The sequence below is a fragment of the Argonema antarcticum A004/B2 genome, assembly GCF_023333585.1.
Classification (GTDB): domain Bacteria; phylum Cyanobacteriota; class Cyanobacteriia; order Cyanobacteriales; family Aerosakkonemataceae; genus Argonema; species Argonema antarcticum.
On record NZ_JAIQZN010000075.1, the window covers coordinates 1 to 23,964 of the forward strand.

The following is a 23,964-nucleotide window of genomic DNA, read 5'->3' on the forward strand; positions in this document are numbered from 1 at the left end:
TTTCCTTCGTGCATTGGTTGATACGCCCTCTCTGAGAGAGTGTATTTGTTAGCAAACGTTAGCAAAAATGTATCGGTAAAACTGTGAGCTACAAATCATCAACAGAAAAAGAAGAACACTTGCTCAACGGCGCGATCGCAGATAGCCCTCTAGTGCCCGAAGAGTTTGAATTTGAGCAAGATTTACCTTCTACCGCAACAAAGGGCAAACCAAAGCCGAAGGGTGGATGGCTGACTCCAACTGTGCTGGGGATGGGACTCGGTGCAGCACTTGCCGTGGTAGGAATGCGTTCTTTCTCAAGCCCGACAGGCCAAAAAGCCGTCGAGCCAACCGTAACAGCACCTCCACCTAGCATGACCGTTACAGTTGCGTCTGTCGTCACCGCTTCTGTAGTCCGCACCCTGGACGCCACAGGTACTGTTGCTGCCTACAACCTTCAGCCTGTGCAGCCGCAGACAACTGGCTTGTTAATCAAGCAAGTATTAGTTGAAGAAGGGAATATCGTGAAAGCGGGACAAATCGTGGCGATCCTCGATAATTCCGTAATGCAAACGCAAGTGAGCGGGGCGCAAGCCCAGCTAGAGGCATCAAGAGCCGCAGTGCAACAAAAACAAGCAGCTTTGGCACAAACACAAGCCGATATGGGTAAGGCACAAGCAGTTTTGGCACAAGCAGAGGCGGAACGGGTTAAAGCACAAGCCAACTTAGCTGACTCTCGCGCTAAACTTAAAGACGCCTCGCGAACGCGCCAGCGATATCAATACTTGGCTGACCAAGGCGCAATCAATCGTCAAGATTTAGACACTCGCATTACGAGCGCTACATCTGCGGCGGAAGGAGTCCGAGTTGCCCAAGCCAGTATTAGCAGTGCGATCGCGAATATTGATAGTGCTAAAGCCAGTATTAGTAGTGCCCAAGCTAGTATTAATAGTGCCAAAGCTAATGTGTTAAGCGCCCAAGCTGATGTCCGCAACAACGAAGCAAAGGTGCAACAGATCGAAACTCAACTAGGACAAACCCAGGTATTTGCTCCTGCTAGTGGAATTGTAGTGGCCCCCAGTGCTGATGGCCGTTGCGATGGAAATGCCACTTCTCTTACAACCGCAGCTTCTCAGTCGATCGCACAGTCGATCTCTCGCGTTGGGGATACCTCTGGCAGCAAAGCCTTGTTCTGCATCATCCGCAACGGTTTTCTCGAATTACAAGTAAAAATACCGGAAACCGCGTTAAGCGAGGTACATATAGGGGCACCAGTCAGCATTACCAGCGATGCCAATACCGATATCAAATGGCAAGGGAGAGTGCGAAGAATTACGCCTGTAATCGATCCCCAAACCCGTCAAGCAACCATCAAAATTGATTTACCTTCCAGCGCGTTAATGAAACCCGGTATGTTTCTGAAAGCAGCTATTACCTCCAAAACAGCGCCAGCGTTAACAGTACCGGCAAAAGCTATACAGCGTCAGAGCGATGGTAACCCAATTGTTTATTTGTTAGACGCTAATGATATAGTTCACACCGATCCGGTAGAAGTAGGAACTACTATTGACGGCAACAAAGGTGACGCATCAGCAGCAAAAGTGGAGATAAAGAGCGGTTTGAAAGAAGGCGATCGCATTGTAGTTGCCGGTGCTGGTTATATCAAAGACGGTGACAAAGTGCGAATCGGCAAGTGATTTTGGATTTGGGATTTTTGCTCTTTTATTTTTATCTGAAATGACTAACGATCTCAAGTCCGGTGGCATCTTTAGCATAAGAGTGATATCGTCACATTGTCTGTTTTTATCGTTGGTTAATTTTTTTACCGCAGATGAAGACTAGATAAACGCAGATAAACGCAGATAAGAATAATCACAGGTATTTTTGAGGTAACCGATGCGTAAGGACATGATATGACTAATGACCAATAGACCTCTCCAAAAAACATCTGTAGAGACGTTTCATGAAACGTCTCTACAAGGGTTCAAGGGCTAGCACCTTTAATTTCTGGAGAGGTCTAATGACTAATGACCAATGACTAATGACCAATGACTAATGACAAAATTTTATGTCTTTCAACATTTCCGCCTGGTCAATTAAACAACCCATACCTACCATTGTTTTATTCTTAGTTTTGACAATTGGAGGTTTGGTATCATTTCCCGTTCTTGGTATTGATGACTCGCCTAACGTTGATATTCCTTCAGTATCTGTCAGCGTTACTCAGCCAGGAGCCGATCCAGCTGAACTGGAATCTCAAGTTACAAAGAAAATTGAAGATGCCGTTGCTGGTTTGGGGAACATCGACCATATTATTAGCACAGTAAGCGATGGTTCTTCTAGCACAACGATAAATTTTATTCTGGGTACGAATAGCGATCGGGCCACCAATGACGTGCGTAACGCCGTCGCCCAAACGCGCCAAAGTCTGCCGCAAGACATTAACGACCCCGTTGTCAAGCGAGTTGATTTTGTCGGTGGTTCGATCATGTCCTACGCCGTAATTTCCGAGCGACAATCCGTAGAACAATTAAGCGATTTAATCGACCAGAAAATCAGCCGCACTCTTTTATCAGTTCCAGGCGTCGGACAAGTCCAGCGGATTGGCGGTGTAAACCGCGAAATCAGAGTAAATTTGAACCCAGACCGCCTACAAGCTTTAGGCATTACTTCAACTCAAGTTAACGACCAAATCCGTAATTTCAACACCAACCTCCCAGGCGGACGAACCGACATCGGCAACTCCGAGCAAACTGTTCGCACCTTGGGTAGCGCCGCTAGCGTCGAAGATTTGAAAAACTATCAAATCACTCTCCCTAAAGGCAGCTTTGTGCCTCTCTCCAGTTTAGGAGAAGTGACAGACAGCTATGGAGAAGCTCGTCAGGCGGCGCGTCTGAATGGCAAACCAGTGGTTGCTTTTTCCGTACTGCGTAGCACCGGCAGTACTCTTGTCACCGTGGAAGAAGGGGTACAAGATGCGGTGAAGACACTACAAAAAACTTTGCCAGCAGATGTCAAGATCCAACTTATCTATACGATGGCCGATCGCATTCGTCAATCTTATGAAGCTTCCATAGACGCAGTAGTTTTAGGCGCAGCACTAGCAGTACTCACCATTTTAATTTTTTTGCGAGACTGGCGAGCGACTTTGATTACGGCGGTGGCGCTACCCCTATCGGCAATTCCCACCTTTGTAGTATTCAAGATGTTGAACTATACCCTCAACAGCATGACTTTGCTGGCGCTGGCATTAGTGGTGGGAATTTTGGTGGATGATGCAATTGTAGAAATTGAGAACATCGAACGGCATATGCAGATGGGGAAAACGCCCTATAAAGCTGCCGTGGATGCTTCTGACGAGATTGGTTTGGCTGTCGTCGCCACGACGATGACTATTGTGTCGGTATTTGCGCCCGTCGCTTTTATGGGGGGAATACCCGGTCAATTTTTTAGACCTTTTGGCGTTACCGTTGCCGTATCGGTGTTATTTTCCCTGCTAGTTGCCCGTACCGTAACGCCCCTAATGGCAGCTTACTTGCTCAAAGATAAGAAACATCATCAGCATCAGCAGCATAATCTAAAAAAAGACATTCTTTCCTATCAGTATCGTCGGCTGTTAACTTGGGCGTTAAAGCATCGAGTGCTGACGCTGATTTTAGCTTTGGGATTATTTATAGGCAGCGTTCAGCTAATACCTTATATTCCCACTGGCTTTATCGATCGCGACGATACCGGACTTTCAACTCTCTCCATCGAACTGTCTCCCGGCTCTACTCTAGAGCAGACAGACGGCGCTGTGCAGCAAGCAACCCAAATCTTGAGTACCCATCCAGCGGTAGATACTATCCTCGCTACAGAGGGCGCTCCCGCTGTTTCTGGTGGTGGTAGCAGCGGCGGTGGTGGCCGTGGTGGTGTCAATACTGCCAGCCTCTACGTCAAACTTAAATCAGAGGAAAAACGTCCGCCAAGCGAACATTCCAAACATATTGGTCAAATAGAATTTGAACAACAGATGCTGCCCAAACTTGTGGAAATCCCAGGAGTACGGATCGGTTTTAGCCAAGGGCGATTGGGAAGCAAAAAGCAATTGGCCATTTTGCTCAAGAGCGAAAACGGCCAGATCCTGACTCGGACAGCTGAAACGTTAGTCAAACAAATGAGCGAGATATCGGGAATTGTGGAAGTTACATCTACCGCCAGTTTGGTGAAACCGGAGATTTTGGTGAAACCAGACCCTTCGCGGGCGGCAGATCAGGGGGTATCGGTGCTGGCTATAGCACGTACTGCTTCGATCGCTACCATAGGAGACATCGACGCTAATCTCGCCAAGTTCGATTTGCCAGACAGACAAATACCGATTCGAGTGCAGTTAACTCCCGAACTTCGCAACGATATCGATACCATCAAGAATTTACAAGTACCGGGTAAAAATAACACTTTAGTGCCTTTGATGGCCGTTGCCGATGTTAGCCTTGGCAGCGGGCCTTCTCAGATTGACCGATACGATCGCGCTCGTCAAGTATCTGTGGAAGCTAACTTGCATGGACTTTCTTTAGGAGATGCTCTCAAGAAAGCGACTCAGCAAACATTACTTAAGCAACTACCGCCCGGTGTCACCCAGGAACCTTTCGGGGATGCCAAAGTAATGAAGGATATTTTTAGCGGTTTTGCTATAGCTCTGTCAACGGCAGTGCTGTTTATCTATGCTGTCTTAGTTTTGTTGTTCAGCAATTTCCTGCATCCAGTCACGATTATGGCGGCGTTGCCTTTGTCTATTGGCGGCGCACTTCTCGGACTCCTTGTGGGGCATAGATCCTTGGGGTTATATGCGCTAATTGGTGTAGTGCTGCTGATGGGAATTGTGACAAAAAATTCCATCTTGCTAGTGGATTACGCCTTAATGAATGAGAACGAAGGAAAACCGCTATTCAAAGCCACCCTAGAATCGGGTGTGGCACGCTTGCGACCGATTTTGATGACTACCATAGCTATGATTGCCGGGATGATGCCGATCGCGCTGGGAATTGGCGCTGGCTCTCAGGTGCGAGCCCCAATGGCGATTTCTGTGATTGGCGGTTTGATGACTTCCACTTTACTTACCCTAGTGGTGATTCCAGTGATTTTCACATACATGGAAAGCTTTCAAAGATGGTTTTTCAAGCGAGTGCATTTCCATTAAAATTGTTGCGATCGGTCATTGATTTCTGAGCAAATCCGGGTGGATCGCTTGAGGGGGGTGATGATGAGTTTTTTGATGTTTTATTGACTTTTTCTAATAGTTGCTGCTGGAGTGATAGTAATTCACGCGCCTGTTGTTCTAATGAGTTACTCCCTAAGTTTCTACCTTATCAGATCCTTGACCGGATTTAGCTAGGTATATACCAACTAAAACCCCCAAAAAAGTTAACAAGTTGAGAGGGCTTAGGCTTTCATCAAAGACGAGCCAGCCAAGTATAGCTGTAATAATCGGCTCTAGCAGAAGAAACATAGAAGTAAACCCTGATGAAAACCGCTTGACGCTATAAATAAGTATTCCTGAACCGATGACTTGGCAAACAACAGCTAAGGAAATAACTGCTAACCATCCTTGTAAGGAGGAAGGGAATAATTGATTTTCAGTTAACAGCGCTACTGGCAAGGTTATACAACTTCTGAAAAAACAAGACCAAAGTAATATGGTGGCTGTAGAAAACTTAACTCTTAGTTTTTCTGACACTAGAAAATTTCCTGCATAAAACACGGCAGAGAGTAAAGCCAAAACATCACCAACAAGGTTATCTCCACCAATGTTCAAATCTTCAATGCTAATACTGAACGCACCCCCCATAGCAAGAGCCATTCCGATCAGGAATTTTCTATTAAAGCGATGACCCAATAGCAACCATCCACCCAAAGTAGTAAAAATAGGTGCTAAGTTATGCAGTAAATTCGAGTTGGCAATAGTAGTTTGAGTAACAGACCAAGCCCAGGAAATTTGGGAAATAGATGTTACAGCAGCCGAGGCTAGCAAAAGCAACAAATCTTCTAGCGTGTAAGTCTGTTGTTCTGTGGGAGAAGCACGAACAAATAGGGAAATTAAGTATCTGATTCCTTGGAATAGTCCTAGAATGAAAAAGGATATCCAGAAACGATTGAAAACTGTGGAACTAGGACCGATGTAATGTTCGCTCCATTTGATGAATATTGCTGCGAAGGACAGGCTTAATACTGCTACTAACAATAAACTAACTGGTATCAGACTTGAGGTCAATTTTGTCGGTTGATCTGGCAGTGCTACTGGATTCGTCACCATTACATTTTTGAGTAAAAATACTACAACTTTGGATTGATTTTTATCGAAATAGTAGTCCTTAATTGGTACTTAAACAAATATTAAGCCCAAACAAGCGTTTACACCATCTGTGAAAGCATAGGGGCATCGCTGAGGGTGTGTTTCTTTCATCGAGTCTCCTGTCAACCTGAATCCACTTCCGATCCTGGATTATACCATGTTTTTCCCTTTACAGCAAAAACTGCTGTTATGAGGTACAGTAACAGCAATTGTGCAAACCGATTTCTTAAATGTTGAGGATTCACGATTGTACCGGATAACAGCGGGAAACGCTGTATCGCTATTTTGTAACTTTCAGTAGAGAAAAAGCTGAAATTCTTATACTGAGAGACTTCTAGCAACTAGGCTGCGTTTGAACGTTTCTATCAGCTTGCGTTCGCGTAGCTTGCCGGAGGCATATCGCTCACATCGTCTATTAGGGAGGCTTTTCACGATTCGACTGATATTTTCCTCTGATTAGAATGACAAAAGAGCGGTATATAGCTAGGGACTAGGGGCTAGGGGCTAGGGGCTAGGGAAGAGGGAAGAGGGAAAAGCTTACTCCGTAAGGGATTATGGACTTCATGTAACAGTTGGAGTTGGCTTAATCGCCCTGGCGGTTGCTATATCTGTTTAAGATCCCACTAAGATCTCCGGCTCACACTCCTGAAAATTATAGCAGTCGCCAAGGCGCTTATGACAATTGGCTCTAGCCAATTGTTAAAAATTGCTAACTTAGAATGTCCTAATCGATACTAGCGATTACTATAACTGTTACAGTAAATTTAAAATGACCTTCTACAAAGGGCTAATCCTCCCTCTCATACCACTTTTGTCAGTCAACCATTCTGAATCCTTACGAAAAGGAAGAAATTAGTGAGCGACTTCATCAAAACCTTGGAGCAAATGATTTGCGATCAACGCAAGATGACTAGCCCTCTTTACCAATTAATTATGGATGGTAAAGCCAGTCAGAAACTTTTGCAGGAATTCGTCATTAATCGCTGGCCTATTAAGAACTTTTGGACGAGAAATATTCTGGGGATAGCTTCCCGAATTGATGATTACGAACTCCGATGCGGCCTAATTACAAACATTTATGAGGAAGAAACTGGTGCTTTGACCAATTCCTGCCGACACTTGCAATCTTTTGTAGACTTTGGCGAACAGGTTGGTGTATCAAAAGAAACTATTGAAAATGCACCGATTCTACCAGAAACTCGTGCGGTTATCGAACACAATGTTCATGTTTGTAATGACTCTACTGTCCACTTTAGTGCTGGTGTCGCCTCGGTGCTTTTACTAATGGAGGGACAGCCTCCAATTATCAACGATCGAGGGCAAAGTATGCAAAAAGTGATGCGGGATGTTTATCAACTGCCGCACAAAGGGTATGATTTCTTCACCCACCATGCTTCGAGTGAAGGCGACCAAGAACATATTAGTGAATTGGAAGACGATCATGCCAGTACAGCTAAAGAAATTCTGCGTCGGTATTGTACAACACCCAAGTTACAGCAACAGGCAATTGACTATTTAGCCAAAGCTATTGACCTGAGGCATCTTCATTTTGATGTTATTTTAGAACGTTACTACAATCCAAGTGAACCTCCATTTCGTTGGACGGTGTGGCAGGAAAAAGAATTGGTGTCTCAAAGGTGAAATTGCCACAAACGAATGTAATTCCTGAAGCGATACAAAATTAGAAAGAGGTGTCGCTCGCTTTTTAGTTATTAATCCAGGTAACGTTAATCTCCACAAATTGCTTGACTTATGTCAGTTAGACTGTTAGATGTGACTCTTCGAGACGGTGGATACGTCAACGATCATAACTTTAGCGACAATGAAGCCCATAGCATTGTTAATGGGCTTGGCAAAGCTAATATTGAATACGCAGAGTTGGGATATTATCGACCGAGCCAGATTGATTCTTCTGGAAGGTTCAGACAAGGACCAGCAGTGAGCGATTCTGAATATTTAGCTGGCTTTATAGATGCAGGGACTTCGCCCAAACTGGTTGTTATGGTTCATCTGGATCGGGTTACTCTAAAAGAGTATAAGATGTTAAGCGATTTCAACATCTCTCTAGTTCGAGTTATTGTGAAACCTGAAACTCCTGAAAATTTTGATGTAGTTAGAAAGCATATAGAGGCTATTAAAGACTGGGGAATGCTTTGTTCGGTAAATCTGATCAGAGTCAGCGAAATACCCTTAGACTCGATCGTGTCTTATGGAAAGAAGTCAGAAGCATTTGGAGCGGATTTTTTCTACATAGCTGACTCAAATGGCAGCTTATTTCCCTCTCAGGTTTATGCTACCGTGCGAGAACTTTCAGAAAACCTATCTATTCAGATAGGCTTCCACGCTCACGACGGACTTAGCTTAGCATTTGCCAACTCAGTAGCAGCGATTGATGCAGGAGTCCACATATTGGATAGTACTCTTGGTGGAATGGGCAAAGGGGGAGGTAATTTGAGGACAGAACTCATTGCTACTTACCTGAATTGGGGCAAGGGTTCGACATACAATCTTTCTCAATTGGCGCAAATAACACAAGAGTACATAAGTAAATGGTTAACTTTCAACAGCATCAACAAATGTAAAAATGTCCTTTCATCAATAATGAACTTAAATATAGACAAGATTCAAGCAATAGAGGAGACTGCTAAAGAAGCTAATTTACCCTCATTAAATCTAATGGAAAAGCTGTTGACTAATGAAGTTGAAGCGGTTAACTTCCAGAGGAAAATCAGGCTTGATGAAACTATCTTTAGAGCAAAAAAATCGCTCATATAGCGTTTCCCTGTCTGTTTCGGATTTTTTGACTTTCCCTTAATTTTTCTAATTCTCTGTGTCTTTTTATCGATGATGATATTAGCGTTTGCAACGGGTGCATCCCAATGTTGCAAATATATTAGGAGTGCGAGCAAGATGCTCGCTTGTGTATGTACGTGAGCAAGATGCTCACACTACAAATTTACAAAAGCGGGATACTCCCTTTGCAACTGCTCATAGCTAATCCCTAATATCTGCGATGAATAAGCCTTAAATCTTGAAATAGTGGGTGAAAATTGCTGTGAATATCGACACAATAGTTCTGAGATTTGTGAAGATTCCCCTTCATCGTCCGTTTTCCAATCGCTGGGAGCGCTTTGAAGAATGGACTAAGCTCATTGTTGAGGTTCAAAGTGAAGGGAGGAGTGGATATGGCGAATGTACTGCTATGGAAACGCCTTACTATAACTACGAAACTATAGAGACTTGTTGGCTGGTGATTCAAAGGTATCTTGCACCAATTCTGCTAGATCGAACCATTGATTGTCCCAACCAAGTTGCCGATTTTTTCTCTCACATTCGCGGTCATTACGAAGCACGTGCTGCCTTGGAATGTGCTTGTTGGGATTTGTACGGTCGAATCCAAGGGGTTCCGCTCTACCAACTTATCGGCGGTGAGTTTCGACCAGTAAAGTCTGGAGCTACAATTGGTGTCCACCAGAGCAAGGAGGAATTGATTGGTGAACTTCAACAAGCACTTGAGGATGGCTATCATAGGTTCAAAATCAAGATCAAGCGAGGATGGGATGTAGAACCGTTGGAAACCATCCGAGCTGCATTTCCCGACATCGGGCTTTTGGCGGATGCTAATGGAGCTTACTCACCGTCAGACATTTCCTACTTAGCAAGTTTCGATCGGTTTAACTTAATGTGTCTGGAACAGCCATTTCCTCCACGAACGCTTTATGAAACGGCAAAACTCCAAGCGCAAATGACCACACCGATCGCTTTAGACGAAGCGGTAGTGTCGTTAGAAGATGTTCGGCAAATCATCGAATTGAAAGTGGCGCGAATTGTTAACCTGAAAATTGGGCGCGTGGGGGGTATTTCTGAAGCGTTAAGAATTCATGATGCGTGCAAGGAGGCTGGGATTCCTATTTTTATAGGTGCTAAGTATGAAATGGGGATTGGAAGATGGACAAACATTGCGCTGGCTACCTTGGATAACGTTACATATCCTAGTGATGTCAGTGCGAGTAACCGATATTTCCGGCAGGAGATTGTGAATGATGCTGTGGAATTGGTCGCTCCTGGCATGGTACAGCCTATGGAACAACCTGGATTTGGCAGCACTATTTGCTGGGAGAACTTGAATCAGTACATGACTCAAGAAGCCGTCATTCGCCGTTAGCCAAATCAGGACTTACGCAAAGCATCTATATGTAGGGTGTGTTATCGGTAGCTAACAGACCCTTCACACTATTAGTAGTTTTACTGCGTAATTCCTACAAATTTAACCTATAGCTTCTACAATTTTTACCCCTAATTTTTGCCCTCCTTTGAACAGATTTACTTTATCTTCCAAGCTGGCTTTAGAACCAAAACCTACCAATCTACCACCAAACATAAATGAATCAATGCTGACATTCATTGGTAAGACCAATGGCTTTCTTTGGAAAGAAATAATTGGATAGGTCATCGGTTGAATGTAGCGTTGAACGACAAAGCCTTGGCGCATTCCCAAACTCATCTGATCGAGCCACGTCTTTCGATCGACACTCCGTCCAATTGTCACACCGTCTCCGCGTATATCATAAGGTTGCTTCAAAACAAAATCTGCTTGTCGATCGCTAAGTAGTTCTGCCAAATTCCAGTCTTTGTCTTCATAGACGACTTGTTTGTCAGGTTCGAGTTTTCGCGACCAAGGCAAAAGCGACTGTAATAGTGAGTGTTCTTCCTCTTTGAAAAACTGTTTATATTCTGGTTCTTGAAAAAAGGAGATACACCGCTTGTTTTCTGCTACATATCGAGAGGCAAATGAATTAACATGGCAGATTTTTCGTTCTGAAATAGCCTCTATCCATTCAGACAGCAAATTCGGATGTTCAACTTGAAGGGAATTCCAATCCCAAAAACAAGTGTTAATCTTGTTCCATACAAAATGGATAGGTTGACCGTTAATTTCTGCACCTGTCCGAGTAAAAGTAAATTCTCTAGGATCTGCAACCAATGTTGGTATACCGTGTTTGGTAAACTCCCGTGCCATTTCCTGACTTTCAATATTTGACTTGCCCGCCACCTGCAAAATCGCCAGTCGTGGTTGCTCTTGAGTGCCACCATACTCCCGGTAGGTAGCTAGGAGTTGCTCCAAGAATGTTGTGGGATTATCTAAGGGCATACTTTTAGTTTGAATGGTTTGAGCTTTCAGCCCCCGTTCAATAACTTGACTGACAAAACCATTTAATCTTGGGGTAAAAAGAGTACCAGCAGGGGAATCTGCATTATTCTCCAGAATCTTTAAGCTACCATCTTTTCGATCGAAGTAACCATCTAATCGGCAAATACGAATCTGGGGGTTATAACCACAATCTAACCGAACTAATTTATCCTCCTCTAGTTTAAGTCCAAAATAGTCGCGAATTTCTTGGTGTTCGTTGTAAAGCCGACACAATTTTTCCAGGATAACCACATACCGCTCAACGTTGTTTTGATGGTTGTCAACTTCTTCCCCAGATAAAAACAGTGGTAATGGTGTTATTGGGTAGCTGACATTCTGGAACTTAGGCGACTGTGAAAGATGCTCCTCCATCATTTCAGACACTTGAGAGTGAAATTGGTGGATATAAGCTAGCATTGCTCCCGTTGCATACCAATCGATCATTTTCGTTCCCATCTCCATTTTAATTAACAACTCGATTTAGAGCCTGGTTATTTCGCCTCTGACTAACTGAAAATAGGCTTGGCAGATCTTATTTGTGATTGGAGATTCTGCCATTTTCTTCAAAGAATGTCCGTCAAAGGAAGCAATCGGGGCAATTTCTATGCCAGTGCCGCATAAAAATGCCTCATCAGCGAGGTAGGCATCAGCCGGACGCAGGCGTCGCTCTGTAGCCCGAATGCCGAGTAGCTCGCACAACTGCAAAATAGTTTTTCGGGTAATGCTGGGGAGAATTCCTTCGCTCAAAGGCGGAGTCACAACTTCTTCATCCTGAATAATAAATAGCGCAGCCGTGGGAGCCTCGCACAGATAACCTTCATGGTTGATCAAAATTGTACTGTCATATCCTGCCGCGATCGCTTCCTGCAATGCCAAGCGCGGTCCTGCATAGTTAGAGATATTTTTGGCAGCAGAGGGAAAGGCTAGCTCAGCAGTGCGCTGCCATTTACTGATAGAAACTTTCATTTTTTTTCCCTGTGCCAACCATCGCTTTCTACCCATTTTTGTGGCGGTGACGGTGAGGGATGGCGTAGGTGGCGATGCGAGTTCACCAAAATTTATCGTATTGACGGCTACTCGAATGTAAGTGTCTTCAATGATTTGGTTTTTAATCACGAGGTCTTTAATAATAGAATCGATCTGGTTAGATCCCGGATCTGGTAAAAGCATCAGATCCAGGGATCTAACCAGGCGATCGACGTGAGCCTCTAAAGCAAAAGGCTTTAATTCGTCAATATCAGGCTGGCGATAAAGCCGAATTCCTTCAAACACTGACAGCGCATATCGCATTGACAAGCAATTGGCGTGGATGACAGCCTCTTCCCATGAAACAAAATTCCCGTTATGAAAACAGATTGGGTAGGCATTGTCCGGTTTACTGAGAGATGCTTCCATATCAATATCAGTTTAAAGATTTAAAGATTTTAGTTCAATTCGCTGCTGAACCACTTTCTCGATCGCCTCTCGATTGTACAGTAAAGGGAAGGCTTGTTCTTGTTCATAAAGGGGAAACAAATTTTTGTAGTGTGTGCTACTTGCAACTCCTGACTGTCCTGGCATATTCAAAGCTAGGGAATTATCCCAGTTTCCGACATCAAGAATCATCCGAAATGAAGCAGAGACGATGGTACGGAAATCGTTGGTTCGGTACTGGGTCTTGTTGACAGTAAAACTACTGCCTCCCTTTGGCTTTGGCCCTATATCGATCTGCTCTCTAGTTTTCTCATCCACCAGGTTAGAGAGCGGATGTTCTAAAAAGACATAGTGTAGTTTACCCCAAGCCCATTGCGATCGATCTAGACCCAGAGTTTTTTCAACTTTCTCAATTGCGGCTACTAAACTAGACAGGAGAATGTCATTCCTAAGCGCCTGCGAATTGGCTCCCAACCTCATGTCAGGATTTTCCAGCACATCGATCGCAACAGCAGGATCTCCCGCACCGATTAGTTTGTGTGCTTCAGGCGGTACAAGTTTAGCCATAACTGCCGGACACAGATACTGACTGAACCAGACTTCAAATAGAGCGGCTGGGGCTGATTCTATGCCCATAACACAATCCCAATTCTTGAGCATTTCTAGAGCTTGGGTCAGTTTGAGATTGTCTGACTCCAGCCCTTGGAGAAGATTTACTACCCTCCGAGCAGGAAGGGACAGAAAGTCTGTTTGCAGGCGCAGAGAATCGAGCAATGTTAAACGCGAACCCTCGTTGAGGTTCTCGGCAATCCGCTGATATCTCCATAGATTTGACCATTCATCAAATCCCAGTTTGCGTTCTTTGTATGGGTAATCCGACGGTAGATTCATTTGGTTGGCTGTTGCCACCCAGCCCCGTTTGGGGTTGTACTCCACAGGAAAATGTTCATCAATGTTGTAGAAGCCTGCCCATTCGTAGCGTCCATCTCCTGGTACTGGCAGCAAACCATCCCAATTTGGGCGGATCGGGGCTAGTGCAGCTGGTTTCCAGCCAATGTTGCCATCAACGTCAGCATAGACCTGATTCACAGCCGGTCCCCCCCAAGAGTTGATCGCGGCGAGAAACTCTTCCCAGGTAGTAGCCTGCATATACTGGATACTGCTAAAGTAGGGAGCCATACCCGGTTGCAGCCAAACTGCCCGAACGGAGAACGCGGTATGTTTCTCCTTGTCTTCGTAAATGACTGGTCCGTAACGGGTGAACTTGAGTGTTGCCTTTACAGGTGTACTCCCACACACTGGGATTTCTTCCTCTACGACCTGTATCGCTTCCCAGCCTCCTTTGTACTGATACTCGTTTGGGTTGTCTGGGTTGGTCTGGTGGAAGTACAAATCTTCTTGGTCGATGGGAAAAAGCGTCAGACCGAAGGCAATGCGATCGTTGTGTCCAATGGATATGCCTGGTATGTCTGGTTCGCCAGCGCCAATAACGTTTAGACCAGGGGCGACCAAATGGGCGATATAGCGGAGCGAAGGAACACCAAGAGTTCGATGAGGGTCGCTGGCGAGAATTGGACGACCCGTAGCCGTCAATTGGGGAGAAATTGCCCAGTTATTGCTTCCTCCTGCCAAATGTTCAATGCTTTGAGCGACAGACAGTCCGCTTAACTGCCCAGAATCGTCTCCAACGGCTCCCAAGGATTCTTTGGTGAAGGTTACGCCCTGTTTCGCTAGAGTGTAGAGATGAAGGACGTTTTCAGGAATCGAACACGGATCTAACCCTTGCGGAATTTCCGTTTTCCACTCCGGCTCAAGTTGTTTTCGGAATTCATCGACTTCTAGACCGAACTGACAGGCAATTCGGGCGCGGGTGACTTCACTTTCCAGGTTAAACCAATATCCATGACTACGAAAACGAACCACATCCTCTGGAGACCAGAAAGCAGGCTTATACCCAAGCACTTGAAACTCCCAAGGCATGAGATCGGGGTTTTGGTTTACTATCTCGACATACTCGTTCACGCCATTGGTAAAAGCTGTCGCAATGTCTTGAGCATTTGAGCCATAAGCTGACCATTCCTTGTGCATATCCCCCCGATAGAGAAACAGTCTGGCGGCTGTGTCTTGTTCCAGGTAATTGGGACCGAATACCTCAGAAAGTAGCCCCAACCCTCGCCGTCTCGACAAGTCAATCTGCCACAGTCGATCGCGTGCGGCATTAAATCCTTGTACAAAAAAAGCATCAAAGAAGGACGAAGCATAGATATGAGGTACTCCCCAAGAATCAATAAGAATTTCTGCCGAACTCTTCAAACCCTTGACTAAGTAAGAAATTGTTGGCGTATTTTTGCTCATGGAGCCTAGCGCGACAGTTTAAGCAAATCATCAATCAATACATTACTCAGGACTTACGCAGGCACACTATATATAGTGTGCCTGCATAAGTCCGATTGGTGACAGCTACAATAACACATCCCAAGGCATTTTGTTTAAGTTGTCAGGAATGCCTTTCCTTGCTTATCACTTAATTCGGTAAGTTTCTACAAACCGTGCTGGCGATCGCATTAAACTGCCATTCCAGTTTTCGATACAACTTTCAGCGAAAGTTTTGCCTGTTTCTACAATTGTTTTGAGAGGTTCCAAATACTCTAGAACTTTGGGATCTTCCAGACCTAAATTAATCCGGTGTTGAAGTCCCTCTTCTGCGAGTCGAATGACTTCTTTTGCCAGTGAGGCTATCGGTTTTCCACAGTACTGTGCTGAAAGTCCTTGCCGTGCAGCATCAGCTCGTGCTACTTGGTGTTGTTCGATCGTACAATCTTTGAGTAATTGCCAGACAGAATCGCAGGAGGGACGGTGATAGAGAATACCGACCCAGAAAGCGGGAACTGCTGCAATTGCCTCAAAAGGAGGACCATCGGGAGCCCGCAACTCAATAGTCTCGCGGGTGCGAACATCCGGCCAAAGCTGACAGAGGTGGTTTCGCCAATCAACTAGAGTAGGGTATCGTCCATCAGGAAATCCCTCTGCCAGCACAGCGGCAAACGTCAGACCTTCTCCACTCTTGTACTCTCCATCGGTTGCGTAAAAAATCACTTGATTGTTAAGCGCCCAGTCGATATAGTCATCTATCGTTACTTCCTCTTGCAGGGCGCTAGGGATCAAACCGCTTCTTCTGGGATCGGTCTTGAACCAATGCTCGGTGCGACGTGACAGCGAACCGCTAGATTCTCCATCCTCAAGCGGAGAATTAGCAAACAAGGCAACAACTATTGGCGTCAAGGACACTGATGTGCGAAGTTTGCAGATTAAATCCTCTTGTGAAGTATAGTCTAGTGTTGTCTGGGCAGAAATAGTATGAGCCATAAGCTGCTCTCCACCCGAACCTGGATCGCCCAGGGCAGTGAAGTGTTCACGCATGAACTTACCGTATGGCTTGGGCATCCAATTAGCATTCTCAACGGTATTGAAAGGGAAAATACCACCAGGAACTAGAGCCAAATTAAGCGTACTGGCAGTTTCAGCTAGCCTCCGCAGAGATTGCTGCATGGTTACAATAAGCTTGATGAGGTTATGTGTGACTGGCGAACAGTATTCGATAGCCCCACCATGCTCAAATGTGATTTTGGCTCCATCATACATATCTACTTGTGTGAGTAATTCACCCTTGTAGGCGGGCTGTCCAATTCCATCGCGAACAAATGCTTCAAGCAACGATCGCATACCCCTTTGTCCCTCATACGGCAGCGATCTCCCTGTGTCTCGATCGAGCACGGCTATCTCAATTTCGAGACCGATTTTTTCATCGACTCCTGGCTGCTTGTGAAACAGGCTGCGTAAATCTTCTCTGATGAGCTTTGATGACATGTTCATTAAGGTTGTTAGTGAGAATTTTACCCCGTGTAGAGACGCACTGAATGAAAGTTTCTCTACACGGTTTATCGGTTAATAAATCAGCTTTAGGGCTTACGTATTGACAGAATAATCGGTATGGGGTATTGATTTTCAGGCATTAACCTTTGATTTTTCCAATATGAGCGATTGCGATCCGCGCACTGCCCCTTGGTCAAATGCCGTCAATACACATGAGTTTCAATTTGTACCGTGGGTAAGTCCTAGCCTAGTCAGAATTTTCGCATAACTTGGTATCGTAAGAACGATAGACCTCGATTTTCAAAAAAAAGTTTTTTTGGAAAAATCCCATTATGGGACTTACTCCCTTCCCGCCCGAAGGGGCAACTAAGCAATAATACTTAGACAAATATGCAGGTAGAAGAGCTAAGTATGAGCGTTCAGTACAAATTCAGTAGACCGAAAACTTTTGCGATTGCACCCTAAAGACAATAAACCAATATTAGAAAGGCTTTGGGAGTGTTTGGAGATGTCTATTAGTAAGTTGGTTGTATTTCATGATTTCACGAGCTTCACGCAGAGGTAGTCCTTCAAACACGACTAACCTTTCAATTTGCTTTTCTACATCTTGAATGTACTCTGCTCTAGTAAGCACTTCTTCAGCTTTTTCAAAGGGAATAACTACAACTCCATTGGCATCCCCAAAAATTAGATCGCTAGGATGAATGGTAACGCCTTCAATATTCACAGGTATATTCAGCCCTTTTAATCGGGTTCTCCCTTTTCCAGTGACCATGAATACACCTTTGGAAAATACTGGGTAGTTTAATGCTCGAACTGTTTCAGCATCGCGGTAAACACCATTGATGACTGTTCCTTGAATTTGCTTGTTCTTGGCGGAAGCTGTCAGAATTCCCCCCCAACATGTGCTGTCAGTAATTCCAAGATTATCAATAACGATCACATATCCGGTCGGTACTTGGTCAATAAATTCACTGGCTTCGCAGTAATTTGGATCGTCATTGGTAGTTCTGGTTACTGTAAAAGCAGGGCCAAAAATTTTTAATCCCCATTGGTTCACTCGGATACCCTTCAAAGCACCACAGTATCCAAATGAGTTGAGGCTATCAGATACCTCAGCCGTAGACAGGCGCATATAACCTGCGTACAAGTTTGTTGGTGACATCATAAATACTATATAAATACTATAATTATAATAGCACTAGCCTTTTCAATGTTTAAATTTACAGTTGTTCCCGCTGTTATCAGGTACAGTAGCGCACAAATTATTAAACGAAGGAGAGATTGTGATTAAGAGGGACAGAAGAATCAACAATAAAGGTAATGCTGTTTGTCCGGTTTAGCTGCGTAGCAGCTAAGCACAATAACGGGCCGATCGTCTCTCGGATCTACTTGTACTGCGTCCCAGAGGGCCACGAAAGCGGCATCTAGTGCGCCCCGCATGACCGCCCGTGAGGAATCCAGCTGATTTTCAAACCGAACTAGCTACCCTAGCCCCTAGCTCCTAGTCCAGCAGCTACAATACATTATGGAAACAAATAGATATTTTTAGCAATTTCGCAATCCGAGCCAGATCAACCATGCGATTCGTATCCGATCCGCCGATTTCCATAAAAATCCGCAAAATGAAGGAAAGAGTGCGGTGGCAAAATCCGCTAATTATGCAAAAAGGAATAGATCAAACCCGGATGGTTATAGAGGATGCTTCTGACGATGGTTCGGAATTCTCATTTTTGGTTGTCGGCGATAGCGGATCGGGAAATCATCAGGGATACAACCCCCAACGACAAATTGCCGAACTGATGCTGGAACACAAAGAAAACAGTCGTTTTGTGTTGCACACAGGTGATGTTGTCTATCTGGTTGGCTCAAGCGAATATTATCAGCAAAATTTTATCAAGCCTTACCGAGAATTTCTGCTAGGCGGCGAACACCCAGAACGGATTGCATACGATCGCATGATCTTCACTCTACCAATTTTACCTGTGCCAGGTAATCACGATTACTACGATTTACCGTTTGTTTTCGGTTTGCTTGCACAGACTGCACTGCCGTTGCGCCGCCTACTTAAATCTCAATTAGATTTCGACATTGGCTGGCACGGTTCTTTTCAGGGTAACGCCTACGCACAGGCATTTCTCGATTACCTCAAAACTTTCCAGAACCAGGCAGAACTCGATCGTCATCTCGATCGCCATTATATCGCCAAAACCGACACCGGGCGCTGCCTACTTTACGAACCCGGACGTTTTACTCGCTTACCCAACCGCTATTACACATTCCGTTGTGGCGGTATTGACTTTTTCGCGCTGGACTCAAATACCTTTAATGCACCACCACCACTCCCTGCAACTCGTAAGGGAAAAGCATTTCGCCGCGAATTGGAAAAACGTCGCAACCAACTCGAACAGGAAAAAGAGCAAATCCTGGAAACATATAGCACTTTTAATTCGGACTCACCCGAAGAAGCTGAACATATCAACGATTTGAACGCCAAATTGGAGCAAATCGAAGAGTTAAAGCTTGACATCGACAAACAACTGGAATCCAACGAAACAACTGTCACTGACTTTGAACAACTTGATTGGCTTAAACAAAAACTGATCGAATCTTGGCACACAAAAGAAGTGCGCGGACGAGTGATTTATTTCCACCATCCTCCCTACGTAACCGAGGCGACAAAGTGGCACCAGGCGCAAACTTTGGCAGTTCGCCTCCGCCTCCGCCAAGTATTAGATGCCGTATCATCAGCAGTCGGTTCCCTGACAGAAGGTCGTCCGTTAGTCGATCTAATTCTAAACGGTCACGCTCACTGTTTGGAATATCTTCGTACTGGCGACACCGGACACGCGGATTCTAATCTCAACTGGATCGTATGCGGTGGTAGCGGTTACAGCCTCCGTCGTCAGCGCATTGAGGGGCCAGAATTAATGGAGACTTTTGAGGATGCCAAGGGCAGTTACACTCGAAAGGTAGCGGAATCTCTGCTTTTTGTGGGTCGCAGCGGACAAGGTTTGGAAAAGCGACGACCTTACTCATTTTTACGAATTGATGTTAAGGACGGACGACCGCCAAAATTTATCGTTCGTCCGTTTATCGCTGAGCGAATTCATGGAAAGTGGCAAAATAGTCAACCGATTTTGGATTTTAGATTTTAGATGATCGTCAAATTCTCGGTTTTCATCGTTGGTTAAATTTTTACCACAGATGAAGACTGATGAACACAGATGAACACAGATAAGAATAAGAAAAGGAGTTTTTTAGGTAACCGTTGCTGCCGGAGATGATACAGCGCTTTTCAGGTGAGTAAGGTACAGAGAAACCCGGTTTCTTGAAGAAACTGGGTTTCTGATATGTACTTCATTCTACTGCAAGCCGCTGTATGAATACATTGGCTTGTTTTTGTTCTAATCCTAAATCTTTAAATCTCCAAATCAAAAATCGATTTGTCACCAAGAAGTCAAAAAATTCCACTTTTCTGGTTCTTCAGGTTCTGCTGGTGTTTCCGGTTTGTTTAAGTTTTTCTGTTGAATTAGATTCTCATATTCTCCTGAATCAACCCATTTCAATAACTCGGCAATTCTCATGACTGACCAGGAACGCCAATGTTCTGTATAGCTCAATATTTTGGTGACCCGATCGAGACTATCAAAGCTATTGGATGAAAACTCGCTAGCTTGGGTAAGGAAATCTTCAATTACAGCATCAGTCAAGTACTCATCAGGTAAACCTGCGAGTTTAATTAATGCAGTCGTTGCGACATTAATATCTTGACAAGCAAGCAAACCGGCCCGATCGGATGTGAACTTTGCCATCATCAGCCAATTATACAAAGCTAGTTCTATGCCACCAGCTACTAAGCCACCTAATCCGAGTGTAGTATTGCTCAATAAATTTTTCACAGTTGGCATAACGATCGCGGTTTGGTGGTAAATTATATGCCGACTTTTTATGTGCGCTACTTCGTGTCCAAGGATGTAAAGTAATTCATCTTTATCTAGCCATTCCATCCCTTCTAGATTGATACCGATAATAGGTTTTTCCACTCCAACGGCGTAGGTTTGAATGTAACCTGTACCTCGAAATAGATACAATTCGGTCAGCGGGGTTACATCAAGAATTTGACAAGTTTCTACAAGTGCTTCATGCAGTTGGGGAAAATTTCGGGGCGTGACTTTGATTTGACTGCCAAGGCTTTGCAATCTGAGTAGCCGATCGATCCCGTATTCGTTAATTTTATTGAGCAGTGGGTCAACACCGGGCATCTTTTTTAAAGAGGCTAAGGCTTTGCGATCGAACGGGTGTTCGTAAGCTTCTGGATTCAGTCCAGTTAATATTTTTCTCGTCACGGGGTTTGAGTTCTCTGATATCATGTCCGGTTGATTCATTATTTTTAAGGGAAAAGGGGGGATGGGGAGATTTTAGCTCATCATAGCTTTTTGGGTTTTACGCAAACGATGTTGCCGGAATCGATATCAGAGTCCTCCTTGTTCCCCCGACTATTTTTTCTTTTGACTTTTGACTTTCTACTAAGTAGGTGGGCATAATTAAACGTAAAATTGCCAGATCCTTAGAAACCGGGTTTCTTGGAGAAACCCGGTTTCTGGGAGTTCAGTTTATTTACGCCCACCTACTTATCAGCGGTTCACCGCACTCATCATTGTTTCTGGATAGCGCAATCCAGCGGCGACGCCTAGTGGTGCTACTTCGTCGATGCGCTGGAGGTCTTCTGGTGTCAATTCCACATCGACAGAGGCTACATTTTCTTCCAAATATTTGCGTCGCTTGGTACCGGGAATGGGAACGATATCTTCACCCTGGGCGAGTACCCAAGCTAAAGCCAACTGCGCCGGAAGACAACCTTTTTCTTGGGCTATTTCGTCAATACGCTGCACCAGTTCGAGGTTTTTCTGAAAGTTCTCTCCTTGAAAGCGTGGTGATTGGCGGCGATAATCATCGGGTGCGAGGTCGTCGAAGGTTTTGATTTGTCCTGTGAGAAATCCTCTTCCCAGGGGACTGTAGGCGACGAAACCAATACCTAGTTCTCTACAGGTGCTGAGAATTTCGTCTTCTGGATCGCGACTCCAGAGGGAATATTCGCTTTGCAATGCGGTGATGGGATGTACGGCGCAAGCGCGACGCAAGGTTTCCGATCCTGCTTCGGAAAGTCCTAAGTAGCGAACTTTGCCTTCTTTTACCAGTTCAGCCATTGCGCCTACGGTTTCTTCGATCGCTGTGTTGGGATCGATTCGGTGTTGGTAATAAAGGTCGATCGCTTCTACGCCAAGACGCCGCAAGCTAGCTTCGCAGGCGCTGCGGACATATTCCGGTTTCCCATTGATACCGCGAAAGGCGGCATCTTCACTGCGAACGATGCCGAATTTGGTAGCTATAATTACGCGATCGCGGCGATCGCCGATCGCTTTTCCCACCAGTTCTTCGTTCTTGAATGGCCCATACATATCGGCGGTGTCGAGTAAGGTTATCCCCAATTCCAACGCTCTATGAATGGTAGCAATTGATTCGGTATCATCGCGGTTGCTGTAGAAATCGGACATTCCCATACAACCTAAGCCGATCGCGGAAACGGTGAGTCCGCTTTGTCCTAATTGTCGTGTTTTCATGGCTAATACTCAAAATTGTATTATATTCTGTCGCTATGAGTGTCATAGTCAACCTGGTCTAATAATGATTTCATCAAATGGTAAACAACGGGTACAGGAACAGCATTTCCAAATTGTTTTTTGGCAACATCTTCATTTTCCGCCATTATAAACCTATCGGGAAACCCTTGCAACTTCCCAGCGTCTTTAGCAGAAATAGGTTTAAACTTCTTTTTTTTATAAATTTCACTAATAAACTTCTGCTTATATTCACTAGGATCTTGGCATCCTTCTAGAGAAATCTTCGCCACGTAATCTTTATTCCCTGTTGCTGTCAACGTAGGAATTATATCTGAATGCGGCAAAAAAATTCTATAAACTCCATTGATACCTGTTGAATTTTTAGAATTGACAAACTCATATCCTTGGTTTTCCACATACCGAACGATATTTTTTTTAATAAGCTTATCCAGTTCTTCTTTTTTGATGTTGGGTATTAACTCTGCCAAATCTTCAAAAGATAAAGGATTTCCATCTTTTAAACCATATTTTTTCTTCCTCCTATTTTTCAGGATGGTATGACAAATCAGCTTTTCTCTTTTGCTAGTCCCGATAATATCCCAGGAATGAATGGTGCTGTGACCATCTCTGGTATCGCAAAAGATGAAAAAATCATTTAATTCATCATCTTTCTGAAACCTATTTCTGGAACGTGGGATTTTATCTCCAAATAAAATTTGGGTATCAATCTTATTTTTATTAAAATTACTGCAATCTTTCACACCATCAATAAAACTATAGAGTTTGGGTTTAATCTCCAATGGTTCGGGAAAACTAAATTTTTGATTGTTATCTAAATCCTTTCTTATTCCTACTAGAAAAACTCTTTCACGATTTTGTGGAAGTCCAAAATCGTAGGAGTTTAGTAAACGCCATTTTACACAATAACCTATTTCTTGAAAACTTCGCACTAAATATTCAAAGCTTTTTTTATTTAAAGGCTCTATTAAACCTTTTACATTTTCAAATATAAAAACTTTTGGCTGATTTATTTTCACAACTCTGAGCGTATCAAACCAAAGTTCGCCTCTGGGGTCGTCGAAACCTTTAAGCTTACCAGCTACAGACCAAGGTTGACAAGGAACACCACCAACTACTACATCTACTGGAAACGGAAATTTATCAATATTGCGAATATCTCCTAAACTTATATCCTCGCTATTGGAATCAGTAATAAAATTTCTTTCATAGACTTTGATAGCTGCTTTGTCAATTTCGGAATAGCCTAAGCATTTTCCCCCCAGTTCTGACAAAGCTATTCTAAATCCTCCTATCCCTGCAAATAAATCGACAAATGTAAAATTAAACCTTTCAAAAGTAAATTTGAATGGATGAAATAATTCTAGTTGCTTAATATAATAAACATTTTTAGTGATACCTTTCATCTTTGTTGGTAAAATTTAGCGCCAAGTTGTTAAGATGTTAGTAATTATTACAAAAAATCTGAAAATTGTCAAGTATTTACCTCTGAATTTGATGAGAAGTGGCTCTTGGTGTGGAGCCAGAGATTTTTT

Annotated in this window: 15 protein-coding genes; 6 read left to right on the forward strand and 9 right to left on the reverse strand. The window is 44.1% G+C overall.

What is annotated here, in order from left to right; translation table 11 throughout:
• The first annotated feature begins 83 nt into the window (after positions 1–83).
• Positions 84–1,676, forward strand: coding sequence for an efflux RND transporter periplasmic adaptor subunit (locus LAY57_RS25765; protein WP_249069979.1), 1,593 nt, complete (start codon positions 84–86; stop codon positions 1,674–1,676).
• Positions 1,677–2,047: 371 nt separating this feature from the next.
• Positions 2,048–5,158 carry an efflux RND transporter permease subunit gene (locus LAY57_RS25770; RefSeq protein WP_249069980.1) on the forward strand — a complete coding sequence of 1,037 codons (3,111 nt, stop codon included), beginning with the start codon at positions 2,048–2,050 and terminating at the stop codon, positions 5,156–5,158.
• A 153-nt stretch (positions 5,159–5,311) separates the two neighbouring features.
• Here LAY57_RS25770 and LAY57_RS25775 read toward each other — a convergent pair whose 3' ends face one another.
• Positions 5,312–6,271, reverse strand: coding sequence for a DMT family transporter (locus tag LAY57_RS25775; protein WP_249069982.1), 960 nt, complete (start codon positions 6,269–6,271; stop codon positions 5,312–5,314).
• An 894-nt stretch (positions 6,272–7,165) separates the two neighbouring features.
• On the opposite strand from LAY57_RS25775, the gene LAY57_RS25780 reads away from it, so the two are divergent.
• The 3 genes from LAY57_RS25780 (at position 7,166) to menC (ending at position 10,475) form a co-directional block, all read left to right on the forward strand.
• Positions 7,166–7,951: an iron-containing redox enzyme family protein gene (locus LAY57_RS25780; RefSeq protein ID WP_249069983.1), complete on the forward strand. Its 786-nt coding sequence runs from the start codon at positions 7,166–7,168 to the stop codon at positions 7,949–7,951.
• Between the two features lie 111 nt (positions 7,952–8,062).
• Positions 8,063–9,085: a hydroxymethylglutaryl-CoA lyase-like TIM-barrel protein gene (locus LAY57_RS25785; protein ID WP_249069984.1), complete on the forward strand. Its 1,023-nt coding sequence runs from the start codon at positions 8,063–8,065 to the stop codon at positions 9,083–9,085.
• A gap of 280 nt (positions 9,086–9,365) precedes the next feature.
• Positions 9,366–10,475 carry an o-succinylbenzoate synthase gene (gene menC, locus LAY57_RS25790; RefSeq protein WP_249069985.1) on the forward strand — a complete coding sequence of 370 codons (1,110 nt, stop codon included), beginning with the start codon at positions 9,366–9,368 and terminating at the stop codon, positions 10,473–10,475.
• 102 nt (positions 10,476–10,577) lie between these two features.
• Here menC and LAY57_RS25795 read toward each other — a convergent pair whose 3' ends face one another.
• From LAY57_RS25795 to LAY57_RS25815, 5 genes are all read right to left on the reverse strand, one after another.
• The gene (locus LAY57_RS25795; protein WP_249069986.1) at positions 10,578–11,945 is read right to left on the reverse strand and encodes a hypothetical protein; all 1,368 of its coding nucleotides are present in this window, start codon (positions 11,943–11,945) and stop codon (positions 10,578–10,580) included.
• Positions 11,946–11,981: 36 nt separating this feature from the next.
• On the reverse strand, positions 11,982–12,896 hold the full coding sequence (locus LAY57_RS25800) for an aminotransferase class IV (protein WP_249069987.1): 915 nt from the start codon (positions 12,894–12,896) through the stop codon (positions 11,982–11,984).
• Between the two features lie 12 nt (positions 12,897–12,908).
• Complete coding sequence (locus LAY57_RS25805) at positions 12,909–15,269, reverse strand: penicillin acylase family protein (protein WP_249069988.1); 2,361 nt, start codon at positions 15,267–15,269, stop codon at positions 12,909–12,911.
• Positions 15,270–15,434: 165 nt separating this feature from the next.
• Positions 15,435–16,781: a glutamate-cysteine ligase family protein gene (locus tag LAY57_RS25810; RefSeq protein WP_249069989.1), complete on the reverse strand. Its 1,347-nt coding sequence runs from the start codon at positions 16,779–16,781 to the stop codon at positions 15,435–15,437.
• Positions 16,782–17,268: 487 nt separating this feature from the next.
• Complete coding sequence (locus tag LAY57_RS25815) at positions 17,269–17,955, reverse strand: RraA family protein (RefSeq protein ID WP_338022494.1); 687 nt, start codon at positions 17,953–17,955, stop codon at positions 17,269–17,271.
• A gap of 412 nt (positions 17,956–18,367) precedes the next feature.
• Here LAY57_RS25815 and LAY57_RS25820 point away from each other — a divergent pair, with 412 nt between their 5' ends.
• Complete coding sequence (locus LAY57_RS25820) at positions 18,368–19,945, forward strand: metallophosphoesterase family protein (protein ID WP_249069991.1); 1,578 nt, start codon at positions 18,368–18,370, stop codon at positions 19,943–19,945.
• A 291-nt stretch (positions 19,946–20,236) separates the two neighbouring features.
• Here the strand turns inward: LAY57_RS25820 and LAY57_RS25825 are convergent, their stop codons facing one another.
• The 3 genes from LAY57_RS25825 to LAY57_RS25835 form a co-directional block, all read right to left on the reverse strand.
• Positions 20,237–21,136 carry a M48 family metallopeptidase gene (locus LAY57_RS25825; protein ID WP_249069992.1) on the reverse strand — a complete coding sequence of 300 codons (900 nt, stop codon included), beginning with the start codon at positions 21,134–21,136 and terminating at the stop codon, positions 20,237–20,239.
• 288 nt (positions 21,137–21,424) lie between these two features.
• The gene (locus tag LAY57_RS25830; protein ID WP_249069994.1) at positions 21,425–22,411 is read right to left on the reverse strand and encodes an aldo/keto reductase; all 987 of its coding nucleotides are present in this window, start codon (positions 22,409–22,411) and stop codon (positions 21,425–21,427) included.
• A gap of 20 nt (positions 22,412–22,431) precedes the next feature.
• Entirely contained in the window at positions 22,432–23,835 is a 1,404-nt protein-coding gene (locus LAY57_RS25835) for a DNA cytosine methyltransferase (RefSeq protein ID WP_249069996.1), read from the reverse strand.
• Between the last annotated feature and the right edge of the window lie 129 nt (positions 23,836–23,964).

Coding starts and splice junctions, on each gene's coding strand:
- LAY57_RS25770 (WP_249069980.1), top strand. CDS start 2,048: ATGTCTTTCAACATTTCCGCCTGGTCAATTAAACAACCCATACCTACC.
- LAY57_RS25775 (WP_249069982.1), bottom strand. CDS start 6,271: ATGGTGACGAATCCAGTAGCACTGCCAGATCAACCGACAAAATTGACC.
- LAY57_RS25785 (WP_249069984.1), top strand. CDS start 8,063: ATGTCAGTTAGACTGTTAGATGTGACTCTTCGAGACGGTGGATACGTC.
- LAY57_RS25795 (WP_249069986.1), bottom strand. CDS start 11,945: ATGATCGATTGGTATGCAACGGGAGCAATGCTAGCTTATATCCACCAA.
- LAY57_RS25800 (WP_249069987.1), bottom strand. CDS start 12,896: ATGGAAGCATCTCTCAGTAAACCGGACAATGCCTACCCAATCTGTTTT.
- LAY57_RS25805 (WP_249069988.1), bottom strand. CDS start 15,269: ATGAGCAAAAATACGCCAACAATTTCTTACTTAGTCAAGGGTTTGAAG.
- LAY57_RS25810 (WP_249069989.1), bottom strand. CDS start 16,781: ATGTCATCAAAGCTCATCAGAGAAGATTTACGCAGCCTGTTTCACAAG.
- LAY57_RS25815 (WP_338022494.1), bottom strand. CDS start 17,955: ATGATGTCACCAACAAACTTGTACGCAGGTTATATGCGCCTGTCTACG.
- LAY57_RS25820 (WP_249069991.1), top strand. CDS start 18,368: ATGCGATTCGTATCCGATCCGCCGATTTCCATAAAAATCCGCAAAATG.
- LAY57_RS25830 (WP_249069994.1), bottom strand. CDS start 22,411: ATGAAAACACGACAATTAGGACAAAGCGGACTCACCGTTTCCGCGATC.
- LAY57_RS25835 (WP_249069996.1), bottom strand. CDS start 23,835: ATGAAAGGTATCACTAAAAATGTTTATTATATTAAGCAACTAGAATTA.